Source organism: Proteus sp. HMSC14B05 (genome assembly GCF_001808035.1).
In the GTDB taxonomy this organism is placed as follows: Bacteria; Pseudomonadota; Gammaproteobacteria; order Enterobacterales; family Enterobacteriaceae; genus Proteus; species Proteus mirabilis.
The window spans coordinates 130,925-144,189 of sequence record NZ_KV791984.1 but is presented as its reverse complement, the minus strand read 5'-3'; the positions used below and the strand labels follow the sequence as shown (position 1 = coordinate 144,189).

Annotated in this window: 7 protein-coding genes; 5 read left to right on the top strand and 2 right to left on the bottom strand. The window is 39.8% G+C overall.

Annotation, left to right across the window (positions count from 1 at the left end; genetic code table 11):
• Positions 1 to 61: 61 nt before the first annotated feature.
• Together HMPREF3129_RS07580 and mltF are read right to left on the bottom strand one after the other, a co-directional pair.
• Positions 62 to 616 (bottom strand): fimbrial protein, encoded by a 555-nt coding sequence (locus tag HMPREF3129_RS07580; RefSeq protein WP_004248449.1) that lies wholly within the window; start codon positions 614 to 616, stop codon positions 62 to 64.
• Between the two features lie 831 nt (positions 617 to 1,447).
• Positions 1,448 to 2,917 carry a membrane-bound lytic murein transglycosylase MltF gene (mltF, locus tag HMPREF3129_RS07575; RefSeq protein ID WP_036918717.1) on the bottom strand — a complete coding sequence of 490 codons (1,470 nt, stop codon included), beginning with the start codon at positions 2,915 to 2,917 and terminating at the stop codon, positions 1,448 to 1,450.
• Between the two features lie 264 nt (positions 2,918 to 3,181).
• On the opposite strand from mltF, the gene purL reads away from it, so the two are divergent.
• From purL to HMPREF3129_RS07550, 5 genes are all read left to right on the top strand, one after another.
• Positions 3,182 to 7,072 (top strand): phosphoribosylformylglycinamidine synthase, encoded by a 3,891-nt coding sequence (gene purL / locus HMPREF3129_RS07570; protein ID WP_070486914.1) that lies wholly within the window; start codon positions 3,182 to 3,184, stop codon positions 7,070 to 7,072.
• A gap of 686 nt (positions 7,073 to 7,758) precedes the next feature.
• Positions 7,759 to 9,207: a sensor histidine kinase gene (locus tag HMPREF3129_RS07565; RefSeq protein WP_004248446.1), complete on the top strand. Its 1,449-nt coding sequence runs from the start codon at positions 7,759 to 7,761 to the stop codon at positions 9,205 to 9,207.
• Positions 9,208 to 9,290: 83 nt separating this feature from the next.
• Complete coding sequence (qseG, locus tag HMPREF3129_RS07560) at positions 9,291 to 10,217, top strand: two-component system QseEF-associated lipoprotein QseG (RefSeq protein ID WP_101495015.1); 927 nt, start codon at positions 9,291 to 9,293, stop codon at positions 10,215 to 10,217.
• A gap of 11 nt (positions 10,218 to 10,228) precedes the next feature.
• A complete protein-coding gene (gene glrR, locus HMPREF3129_RS07555) occupies positions 10,229 to 11,566 on the top strand; it encodes a two-component system response regulator GlrR (protein ID WP_004243867.1) in 1,338 nt (445 codons plus the stop codon).
• 74 nt (positions 11,567 to 11,640) lie between these two features.
• Complete coding sequence (locus HMPREF3129_RS07550) at positions 11,641 to 13,257, top strand: NAD+ synthase (RefSeq protein WP_004248444.1); 1,617 nt, start codon at positions 11,641 to 11,643, stop codon at positions 13,255 to 13,257.
• The last annotated feature ends 8 nt before the right edge of the window (positions 13,258 to 13,265 follow it).

The following is a 13,265-nucleotide window of genomic DNA, read 5'->3' as shown; positions in this document are numbered from 1 at the left end:
AATCCTCTGCGTTTTCGCAGTAATTACTTATTTATTAATTTAGATATTTAAATCAATATGATTACTGATAATCAACTTGGAAGTTGATAACGGCTTGGAATTCACCTGGCGTTACTTTAGCGTCAGCTGATTCAGCTTGAACATAAGCAACGAATGGGATTTTAGATACACCGTTAATTAATTGTACTGGTGTAGTTGCAGTATTCCATTTAACTGCTTTACTACCCGCATCCATTAAGCCAATACCTGCGCCAGATGCGTTACCAGAAACAAAAGAGGCTAAATCTTTATTTACAGCGTTAACAACACTTGGTGTATAGCTAACTGTGGCAGTTTTCGCTACAGTTGTATCACAGTCTTGTAATTCAATATCTTTTTTGATATTTCCTGCTTTTTGCTGATTTGCTAATGCAGAAGTTGGAATTTCACTGAAATCAACAATTACAGGGCTTGAAGATGCTGCTAATCCACATGCTGAATTAACAATTTCACCTTTTAATTGAATTTCGCCTTTAGTTGAACTTACTTTTGGTGCAGGCGTTTCATTTTCAGCTGTAGCAACAGAATTAATACCAAATACTAAAGCCGCAGCCAAAGCAATTTTACTCAGTTTCATTATAGATGATCCCTTGAAGGTAGTACGTATTATTATTGACTAAAAATAAAAATAGTATTGATGTCCAAATGTAAAAATTGATGTACATTACATTTTTCATCAAGTCGGATAATGACTGGTTTATATGATATCAGTAAAAATACTATCAGTGATATAAGATTTTGTTAGTTTGTACAATTTTCATATTTTAATCTATAAATTCCTTTTTAATAGTTTTTTATATAGAAATATTCTCTTTATTACTCCTAATACGGGTAAAAAAGTTTATATGGCAGAGAAATTTAATAGATATGATGATTAACATTATATTAACGTTATAAACTATGCTGTTATTAACATAACTTTAAAAAAATTAATAAAACTAATAATAAAATATAATAAAGTATATTTTTCAGTTATTTATAAGCTTTGTTTGTAACTATAAAGTTAATTTTCATAGATAAATAAGATTTTTGTAAGAAATTAATAACAAAATGAATAGTAAATAGTGAGATAATGATTAAGTATTTATATTAATATTTTCTTATATATAACCTATTCCAATGTACTAAAAATAGCCTTATTGGTTGTTTTTAAGTCAAATTACTCATTCTGTGAGTGGTTTTAGATTAATTTGTTATTTTTTTTAACATGAGTAATTTAACTATTTTTAATAAAAAAAGTATTAAAATAGTAACATTTTTTATCAAGTTCGCAGTAAAACCCGTCCTTCAAGGGGGGAGGATACCAAGTTATGGCACGGTATAGAGAGGATTATGCTGCTAAAATTGTGGTTAGATGAATAAAAAACGAGGGTAGTAAGCCCCTAAAAAGAGGCTATATAATTGACAACTAAGATGAAGGGGGGGTGCCTACGGAGCGAGGCGGTAATAAAGCAGTATTGGCTGAATCGTCTTTTTCGTCTTTCGATAGGATCTTATTTTTACTCTCTTTTGCTTGTAGGTATCCCTCTAAACTGAGTTGATAGCGACGAATATTTTCAACATAACGATAAGCTTCATGTCCTCTCGCATAACCATAGGGAAGATCTAAATAGTATTTCTTTTGGCTGAGCAAAGGTAACCGCGCTTTTACATCTAACCAGCTATTAGGATTGGCGCCTTGCTGTTCGGTTAGCTTTCTTGCATCTAACATATGACCATATCCCATGTTATAAGCGGCAAGTGCAAACCAGATTTTTTCATCATCAGGGATAGTATCTGGTAGGCGAGAAAGAAGATGTTTTAAATATTGTGCACCTCCTTTGATACTTTCTTCGGGATCTAACCTATCTGTTATACCCATACTTGATGCAGTTGGACGTGTTAGCATCATTAAGCCTCTTACGCCTGTCGGTGACGTGGCATGGGGATCCCAATGTGATTCTTGCCAAGCCATTGCTGCTAATAAACGCCAATCAAAAGTCTCGGCATATTTTTCAAACAGAGGTTGATAATTAGGTAATATTGAGTCAATGGCGGTAATAAAAGAGAGTGTATCAAAGTAGTCAAATGAACCAACATGACCAAAATACTTCTCTTCTAGTCTTGCGAGCACATCGTCTTGGGAAAGTTGATTGAAGTAATCCAACATGGCTGCATACAGACTATTATCATCTTGATTTGGTAAATACCACGTTAATGGACGACTTTCCGTCACCTCAAAAGCGACTGCAACATTAGGGTGAATGCGTTGTTGTACCGCGACGCTGATTGAATCGGCCAGTACATAAGTTATTTTACCTTCAGATAACTCTTCAAGTAGCTGTGAAGTCGTTTTAGTCTCTGATTCTTCCCATTCGAGTTCAGGATATTGCGTTTCTTTTAATGTTTTTAATAAGCTGGCATGAGCTGAACCGGCTGCGACGACAAGGCGCCCATTAAGCTCATCAAAACGACGAGGCCTCAATGTGCCTTTACGATAGATCAGTTGTTGAGAAACTGAGAAATAGGCTGGCCCACTTCGTGTCGTATCTAGCCTTTCTTTATTATAAATTAATCCAGCGGCAATAAAGTCTGCTTTATTATTCTCCAGATCATCAAAGAGTTGGTTGATATTCGTCCGCATATTAACGACAAGTTTCACGCCAAGATAATCAGCAAAGCGTTTTACTAATTCATAATCGAAACCTACGGGGTCCTTTTTATCATTTATCGTTATCAGTGGTGAAGGGATAGTACTCACTCTAAGCTCACCACGAGATAAAATCTTATTTATCTGCGCTTTTTGCCTGTCAGGCCAAGTAATATTCAGTGCAATAATCGCGGCTGAAAATAGCGCTATGATAACGATAACGAAATAGTTAATCCTTATATTGTTCAATAGGTTGGTTCTCGTTAACGTTGTTTTTTATTGTGTGTAAAGTAGTCATTTAAACATGGATAAATTTCCAGTAATCGACCATTTTGCTCAACATTTTGCTAAGACGCAACTTGATTACACCAATTAATGATGAAAACACGCTAAGTTAAATGCTGTTATTTTGTTCACGCAAACGGTTTCGTCTGAGCAGTTATTCTATTATACTAGGCGCGTTTCCCCTGAATGATTGATCAGGCTAGCTGCTAAAAGAGAGAACTCAATATTATGGAAATCCTGCGTGGCTCCCCCGCTTTATCCGCTTTTCGTATTAATAAACTATTAACTTTATGTCAGGAAAACCAACTTCCTGTCCGTGGTATTTATGCGGAGTTTATCCATTTTGTAAAAGTGGATGGACAGCTATCTGAAGATGAACAAGCTAAATTAAGTAAGTTACTGCACTATGGCCCTTCATTAACAGAGCATGAGCTTGTTGGAGAGATGCGTATTGTTGTACCACGACCGGGAACCATTTCACCATGGTCGACTAAAGCGACAGATATTGCCCATAATTGTGGTTTAACACAAGTGGTTAGAATTGAACGTGGTATTGCTTATTATATAGATAGCGATACGATGGCCGAAGCACAGTGGCAGTTGTTATACGGTTTTATTTATGATCGTATGATGGAAACAATTTTTAGCGATTATCAACAAGTTAATGCGCTATTTGCTGAACAGACACCCACCCCATTAAAAACAATTGATGTTCTTGCTCACGGTAAAGATGCGCTAGTTGCTGCCAATATTGAAATGGGGTTAGCGCTAGCTGATGATGAAGTTGATTATCTAGTAGATGCTTTTAAACGTTTGCAACGTAATCCAACTGATGTAGAACTTTATATGTTCGCTCAAGCAAACTCAGAGCATTGCCGTCATAAAATTTTTAATGCAGATTGGATAATCGACGGTAAAGCGCAAGACAAATCATTATTTAAAATGATTAAAAATACTTTTGAGCAAACTCCTGATTATGTCTTGTCGGCTTATAAAGATAATGCTGCTGTAATGGAAGGCTCCGTTGCTGGGCGTTTTTATCCCGATACGGAAAAAGGGCATTACCGTTATCATCAAGAGCCTGTCCATATCTTAATGAAAGTGGAAACGCACAATCACCCAACGGCAATTTCCCCGTGGCCTGGTGCAGCAACTGGCTCTGGCGGCGAAATTCGTGATGAAGGGGCGACAGGCCGTGGGGCAAAACCTAAAGCGGGTTTAGTCGGTTTTTCCGTTTCTAACTTACGTATTCCGGGGTTTGAACAACCTTGGGAAGAAGATTTTGGCAGACCAGAACGTATTGTCAGTGCACTGGACATTATGACAGAAGGCCCTTTAGGTGGAGCCGCATTTAATAATGAATTTGGTCGCCCCGCCTTATTAGGTTATTTCAGAACCTATGAAGAGCAGGTTAATAGCCATAATGGTGTTGAAATTCGAGGCTACCATAAACCTATTATGTTGGCTGGTGGTATTGGTAATATTCGCGAAGATCACGTGCAAAAAGGTGAGATCTCCGTGGGTGCTAAGTTAATTGTACTTGGTGGCCCATCGATGAATATCGGCCTAGGAGGTGGTGCGGCTTCTTCTATGACTTCCGGCCAGTCAGATGCTGATTTAGATTTTGCCTCTGTGCAACGAGATAACCCAGAAATGGAGCGTCGTTGCCAAGAGGTTATCGATCGCTGTTGGCAATTAGGTGATGATAACCCGATTTTATTTATTCATGATGTCGGAGCGGGGGGGCTTTCTAATGCCATGCCTGAGCTTGTCAATGATGGCGGGCGTGGAGGTCGTTTTGAGTTACGTAACGTTTTAAATGATGAACCGGGTATGAGTCCTCTAGAGATCTGGTGTAATGAGTCGCAAGAGCGTTATGTATTAGCGGTATCCCCAGAAAAAATGCCACTATTTGATGCGCTATGCCAACGAGAAAGAGCCCCTTATGCGGTCATTGGCGAGGCAACACAAGAGCGTGAATTAGTGTTAAATGATACACATTTTGATAATAAACCAATAGATATGCCTTTAGATATCTTGTTAGGTAAAGCGCCGAAAATGTTGCGTGATGTCACATCACATCAAACAGCAGGTGAATATCTCGATCGTAAAGATATCGATTTAAAAGAAGCGGTTTATCGCGTACTTCATTTACCCGCCGTTGCTGAGAAGACGTTCTTAATTACTATTGGTGATCGTAGTGTTACGGGAATGGTTGCGCGTGACCAAATGGTTGGACCTTGGCAAATTCCGGTGGCTAACTGTGCAGTAACAACGGCCACATTAGATAGCTATTACGGCGAGGCGATGTCAATAGGGGAAAGAGCCCCTATTGCACTATTAGATTTTGCCGCATCAGCGCGAATGGCGGTAGGTGAAGCCTTAACCAATATGGCGGGTTGCGATGTACAGTCACTTAATCGTATAAAACTTTCCGCAAACTGGATGGCTGCGGCGGGTCACCCTGGTGAAGATGCGGGATTATATGATGCAGTAAAAGCCATTGGTGAAGAGCTATGCCCACAATTAGGTATTACTATTCCGGTGGGTAAGGACTCAATGTCAATGAAAACGCGTTGGCAAGATGAACAAGGGAAAACGAAAGAAGTTATTTCCCCTCTCTCTTTAGTTATCACCGCATTTTCCCGTGTTGAAGATGTACGTAAAACTGTCACCCCTGAGCTTTCTACCCAAGAAGGAAACCGTTTATATCTAATCGATTTAGGTAATGGTCATAATGCATTAGGGGCAACAGCATTAGCTCAGGTTTATCGTCAGCTAGGACAAAAAGCGGCTGATTTACGTGATGTAGAGCAGTTAAAACAGTTTTTTAATGTCATTCAACAATTGGTGAGCGACGGTAAATTACTGGCTTATCATGACCGCTCTGATGGTGGCTTATTTGTGACTTTGGCCGAAATGGCGTTTGCGGGACATTGTGGCCTTAATGTTGATATCAGTGCTTATGACGAAGATATTTTAGCCGGTCTATTTAATGAAGAGCTAGGTGCGGTGTTCCAAATTAAAGGGGAGCATCAAGAAAGCGTTGAAACACTGTTTACTGAACATGGTTTAGCGGATTGTTTACATTACTTAGGGCAAGCAACACCAAGTGATGACATTATTATTCAAAGCCGTGAAACGGAAGTTTACCACGAAAAACGTAGTACATTACGTGTCTGGTGGGCTGAAACGACATGGCAAATGCAACGTTTACGTGATAATCCTGAATGTGCAGATGAAGAACATCGTGCCAAACAAGATAGTCACGATCCGGGATTAAATGTTCACTTAACCTTTGATCCAGCAGAGGATATTGCGGCGCCTTATATTGCTACAGGCAGTCGTCCTCGTATTGCGGTATTAAGAGAGCAAGGTGTTAACTCTCATGTGGAAATGGCAGCAGCTTTTGATCGCGCTGGATTTGATGCTATTGATGTTCATATGAGCGATTTACATACGGCACAACGCTCATTAAGTGATTTTGATGTATTGGTTGCTTGTGGTGGTTTCTCTTATGGTGATGTACTCGGTGCGGGTGAGGGATGGGCTAAATCTATTTTATTTAATCATCGTTTACGTGATGAGTTTGCCCAATTCTTTGCACGTCAAGATACGTTATCACTTGGGGTTTGTAATGGTTGCCAAATGATGTCAACGTTGGCCGAGCTTATTCCGGGGGCAGATTTATGGCCACGCTTTGTACGCAATCGCTCAGAGCGTTTTGAAGCCCGCTTTAGCTTAGTAAAAGTAACTGATAGCCCGTCGCTATTATTACAAGGTATGGCGGGGTCACAGATGCCAATTGCGGTATCTCATGGTGAAGGTTTTGCTGAATTTCGTGACGCTGCACAATTAGCGCAGTTAGAAGCAAAAAATTTAGTAGGACTGCGTTTTGTTGATCACTATGGTCAACCAACAGAGCAATACCCATTAAACCCTAACGGATCAGTAAAAGGGATCACCGCTGTTACCACAACAGATGGCCGCTCAACAATCATGATGCCTCACCCTGAGCGCGTTTTTAGAACAGTGAGCCATTCTTGGCATCCAGAAAATTGGGGAGAAGATAGCCCTTGGATGCGCTTATTCCGTAATGCCAGAAAGCAATTTGACTAATGATGTAATAAAAAAGAGTCAGTGTTATACCCCAAAGCCCCTCAAGTTAGAGGGGCTTTATTTTGTTGATATAAAAGGAAAAATTATCAATGTATAAAATCGACGACACATCGTTTTTTCATTGTCGCCAAAAGGTGACATTTAACTTGTTGAATTTTAATAATTTAATATTTTTTAATTAACGGTGTCTGGAAATGGAGACAGCTTGTTGATTTTTTCGCTATCAAAAATTGGGGCTGTTTTTTATTTTAGTAAGATAAAAATACTTTTTCGTTTAAAATTAATGTATTATGATTTTAATCGAAAAGTTGGCACGCCTTGTGCATTATATTAATCAGTTGCTCATTCAACTTTTTATGTCGGTCCACAATATGGGTGGGAACATACCACATAAGCCAAGAATGACGCCAGAGTAAGGTGCCTACCGTCCAACATCATGATACTCGCCTTCGGGCCTTATCAAACACAGGGCGACACGTGGAGTGAGGCACCACCTTCATTCTCTTTTAGAGAGAAAAGAGATGAATATTGACGAGCGGAATATCTCAGTAAGATATTCCGCTCTCCCATTTCTAGAGCCTGTTGCGTGTTCTCGCTTGTGTTCGTTTTCCTATCTGAATTTCAATGTCGGACTTTTTTCTTGTTATTAAGTCATGTAGCATCGCATTACTCTAATAGGTGTTGAGATGATTTCATTGAAAAAGTGGCGTATTTTTCCCCGATCTTTAAGACAATTGGTTATCATGGCATTTTGGATGGTGCTGTTACCGCTTCTCGTCCTTGCCTATCAGGCTTATCAAAGTTTGGATCAGCTTAGTAACCAAGCCGCTATTACCAATAAAAATGCGTTAGCGGATACCGAGCGTAGTGAGGTGATGCGTAATTTAGCTATTGAAATGGAAGGAAATTATCGACGATATTGTGTATTGCGTGATAAAACTGATGAAGAAATGTATCAACAGCGTTATCAACAATACAGCAAAATGTTCTCTACCTTGCAGCAGACCATCATCCCTCTTTCTGAGTCTAAAGAAGCACAAGCCTTGAATACTTCTTTGAAAACGCTCAAATCAATTCAATGCAAAAATAGTGAACCCACTTCTCAAATGCAACAAGCATTAGAGCAATTTTCTTATGCCAATAACCGCATTGTCGTGTTAACCAAAGAGATTATTTTTAGTCGTGGCGAGCAACTACAAATGGCTATTGCTGAAAAAGGGCGTTATTTTGGTTGGCAAAGTTTAATTGTTTTTGTTTTTAGCCTGATTTTAATTGCCTTATTTACCCGTATGATCATCGGTCCGGTTAAAGGTATAGAAAAAATGATTAACCGATTGGGGGAAGGGCGTACATTAAATAATAACTTGAATTCGTTTCAGGGGCCACGTGAATTACGCTCTTTAGCTCAACGTATTATTTGGTTAAGTGAACGTCTTGCATGGCTAGAATCGCAACGCCATGAGTTTTTACGTCATATTTCTCATGAGTTAAAAACACCGTTAGCCAGTATGCGCGAAGGAACAGAATTATTAGCGGATGAAGTAGCAGGGCCTTTAACCTTAGATCAAAAAGAAGTCGTAGCTATTCTTGATAATAGTAGTAAACAACTTCAATTATTAATTGAGCAACTACTTGATTATAATCGTAAACTTTCCGAAGTACCTCAGCAAATTGAGGAAGTTGATTTAACCACATTAGTGAATGATGTGGTGTTAGCGCATAGTTTACCCGCCCGAGCGAAAGGCATTAAGACGATAATTTCACTTGATCTGAAAAAATGTCGAGCAGAAACGACGTTATTATCAAGAGTTATTGATAATCTCTACTCGAATGCGGTGCACTATGGCGCTGAATCGGGTAATATCTGGATCTCTAGTTATCAAATTGAACAGAAAATAGTTATTGATATAGCCAATAAAGGCACTCCGATCCCTGAATCAGAACAAAAAATGATTTTTGAGCCCTTTTTTCAAGGTTCTCTATTACGTAAAGGGGCTGTAAAAGGGAGTGGTTTGGGGTTAAGTATTGCTCATGACTGTATCAAAAGAATGGATGGCGAGTTAAATATTGTTCATTCTGACTATGCTGATGTCTGTTTTCGTATTGAACTACCGCTACTTTCTGAGAATAAATAATGCATATCAGGTCACAAAAACAGGTGTCTTTTCATCAGTATAAAAAATTAAAGCGAAAGACACTGGCTAATGAGCAATTATCTATGGCCCCTGCATCAATTAAGAGGATCGCTTCACACTGGAAACAGTATCTGTGTTGGATTATGTTGCCTATGTTTCTTGCTGGATGTGCACAAAAATCGCTGACCGAAACTGCTAATATTGAGCCTGAAACCCCCGTTGTTAAACAAAAAACTATCGATTATCGTTGGGCAGAATGTAAAACTTTAGCTGCTTTTTATCATGAAGGGCTCAATAATCCGCTATTTTGGTTACGTACCATTGAGTGCACACAGCGTATTATGTCTACAGAAGCACAACGTCAAGCCAGTAGTGTTATCGTTGCCGGATGGGATGGCGCCTTTTATAAAAGTATTTTATTAGAGAGAGCGGGAATGACGGTTGCTGAACGTCGTGCTCAGCTGGTTTTATTAGAAAGCTATCAATTGCAATTTCCAAGCTCTATGCGTGTTCTATTATCTACTTGGATTGAGAATCAAACGATTACGCTTGCTCTCGCTGATGAGAAAAATCGTAATCGCCGTTTTGTTACAGAAACGGAAAATAAAATGGATTTACTGAAAAAACAAAATAATGCATTAGAGCATGAGTTAAATACCACACGTAAAAAACTCGAAAGCCTCACACAAATTGAACGTCAATTATCGAGCCGAAAACAAGGGGCTTCTGTGGATGCTATTTCTCAAGAAGAAGCGCTGTCTGATGTTCAATCTTCAGATGCGAGTAATGCAGAAAAACCAGCCGATAAACCGATAGCGGAGCAATCTAATACGTCAACGGCAAGTGAGCAATCGATAACCAAAGAAAATAATGAGGTTTCACAACCTTCGGTATCAGCAGTTAAACCTGAACCACCAAAAGCAGAACAAGTAAAACCTGATGCGAAAAATACCTCGACAGAAAAAGAGAATAGCGCAACGGTTAAACCTACTGAAACAGGATCTAAATAAGGAGAATGTGCATGGCTGGCCATAAATCAGCGAATCTTTTACTTGTCGATGATGATCCGGGATTATTAAAGCTACTGGGTATGCGATTAACAAGTGAAGGGTTTCATATCGTTACCGCTGAAAGTGGGCAAGAAGCACTTAAACTATTATTAAAAGAAAAAATCGATCTGGTGATCAGCGATTTACGTATGGATGAAATGGATGGTATGGCGTTATTTGCAGAAATACAGCGCCAACAACCCGGTATGCCTGTGATTATTTTAACTGCACATGGCTCCATTCCTGATGCTGTCGCGGCAACTCAACAGGGGGTGTTTAGTTTCTTGACTAAACCTGTTGATAGAGATGCGCTTTATAAAGCCATCGATGAAGCATTAGAATTAGTGACGACGGTATCTGATGAAGAGTGGTCAAAAGATATCGTGACCCGTAGCCCCCAAATGTTACGTTTATTAGAGCAAGCCAAGTTAGTTGCACAATCCGATGTTAGCGTACTGATTAATGGGCAAAGCGGTACAGGTAAAGAAGTCCTTGCTCAAGCAATCCACCGCGCCAGCCCACGAGCTAAAAAACCCTTTATTGCTATTAACTGCGGTGCTTTACCTGAACAATTATTAGAATCTGAACTATTTGGGCATGCTAAAGGTGCTTTTACTGGCGCGGTAAGTAGTCGTGAAGGGCTTTTCCAAGCGGCAGAAGGGGGCACTCTATTTTTGGATGAAATTGGTGATATGCCAATGGCATTGCAAGTGAAATTACTGCGTGTATTACAAGAGCGTAAAGTGCGGCCATTAGGCAGTAATCGTGATATTGATATTGATGTGCGTATTCTTTCTGCAACCCATCGTGACTTGCCAAAAGCGATGGAGCGTAATGAATTTCGAGAAGATTTATACTATCGTTTAAATGTGGTCAATTTACGTATCCCCACGTTGAGCGAAAGAGCCGAGGATATTCCTGTTCTTGCTAACCATTTATTGCGCGAATCAGCAAAACGGCATAAACCTTTTGTGCGTAGCTTCTCAACGGATGCGATGAAATGTCTAATGACAGCAAGTTGGCCGGGAAATGTGCGTCAGTTAGTTAACGTCATCGAGCAATGTGTCGCTTTAACGACTGCACCTGTGATTAGCGAAGCCCTTGTCACACAAGCATTGCAAGGGGAAAATACCGCATTACCTACTTTTGCTGAAGCAAGAGGCCATTTTGAGATGACCTATTTAAGGAAGTTATTGCAGATGACAAAGGGCAATGTCACTCAGGCTGCAAGGATGGCAGGGCGAAATCGAACAGAATTTTATAAATTGTTGTCACGTCATGGACTTGATGCCAATGATTTCAAAGAATGATCTTTGTAGATAACAAAAATTTTTTTAAACTTGCTTTCTTTAGATAGCAAAGATAGCTGGAGAGACTAATTTTTATGAGTCGTAAATTAAAACTCGCACTTGCTCAGTTAAACTGGGTTGTTGGCGATATTGAAGGCAACTGTGAACGCATGTTAGCCACCGTAAAAGCGCAAGAAGATGCCGATCTGGTTTTGTTTTCTGAGCTTGCGTTATGCGGTTACTCTCCTGAAGATCTACTATTTCGCCCTGATTTCCAACAACGTTGTGAAGAGCAACTGGTTCGTTTAGAACAAGCAAGTAAGAAAACGGCCATTGTGGTTGGGCATCCTTGGTGGCAAAACGGCACTATTTATAATGCACTGTCATTTTTCTATCAAGGTGAGTTACAGGCGCGTTACTTCAAACAACAGCTACCTAATTATGGTGTATTTGATGAAAAACGTTATTTCCAACAAGGAAATGAACGTTGTGTTGTGCCTTTTAAAGGCTATCATTTAGGATTATTAATTTGTGAAGATATTTGGATCAACGAGCCTATTGATGCACTAAAACAAGCGGGTGCTGATCTGGTTCTTTCTATTAATGCTTCACCTTATAGTCGTGAAAAGCCGCATATTCGTACCCAATTAATTAAAGAACATTGCCAAAGAACGCATCTGCCTGTGGTGTATCTCAACCAAATTGGTGGTCAGGATGAATTGGTTTTTGATGGATGTTCTAAAGTCTTTGATGAACGAGGAACAATCACCCATCGTTTAGCGGCTTTTGATGAGCAAGTGGCCGTGGTGGAGTTTGATGAGTTAACTATCGTACCGATGCAAGATGCGGCACCAGAGCTTTCTCCTTTAGCGCAAGTTTATCAAGCACTAGTGCTGGCAACGCGTGATTATGTGACAAAAAATGGTTTTAAAGGCGCTATATTAGGATTATCAGGGGGCATCGACTCAGGCTTAACAGTTGCAATTGCCGTTGATGCGTTAGGTAAAGAGAGCGTTCAAGCGGTAATGATGCCATTTCGCTATACCTCAGAAATGAGTATTCACGATGCGAAAGAGCAAGCTGATTTATTAGGTGTTGAGTTTGATACTGTCTCTATTGAGCCGATGTTTGATGCTTTTATGGATCAACTTTCGCCTATGTTTAAAGGTAGCGCTGTCGATACTACAGAAGAAAATCTACAAGCGCGTTGTCGTGCGGTTATTTTAATGGCGATGTCCAATAAACGTCGTCGGTTAGTGCTCACCACGAGTAATAAAAGTGAATCTGCCGTAGGCTACTCGACCTTATATGGTGATATGGCGGGGGGCTTTGATGTTTTAAAAGATGTTCCTAAAACACTGGTGTTTGAACTGGCTAAATATCGTAATACTCTTTCACCCGCTATTCCACAACGTGTGATTGATAGGCCCCCTTCAGCAGAATTAGCACCAGGACAAACAGATCAAGATAATCTGCCACCTTATGATATTTTAGATGCTCTTCTTGAAGGCTATGTTGAGCAAGATAAATCTGTTTCTGACTTGGTTGCGGCTGGATTTGATGAAGCCATTGTTCGTAAAGTGGTAAAATTAGTCGATATTAATGAATATAAGCGTCGTCAAGCACCGGTAGGACCGCGTATTACCAGTCGTAATTTTGGTAAAGATCGTCGCTATCCGATCACAAGCGGTTTTGGTCGCCATAACTGGTAATAGCAGGA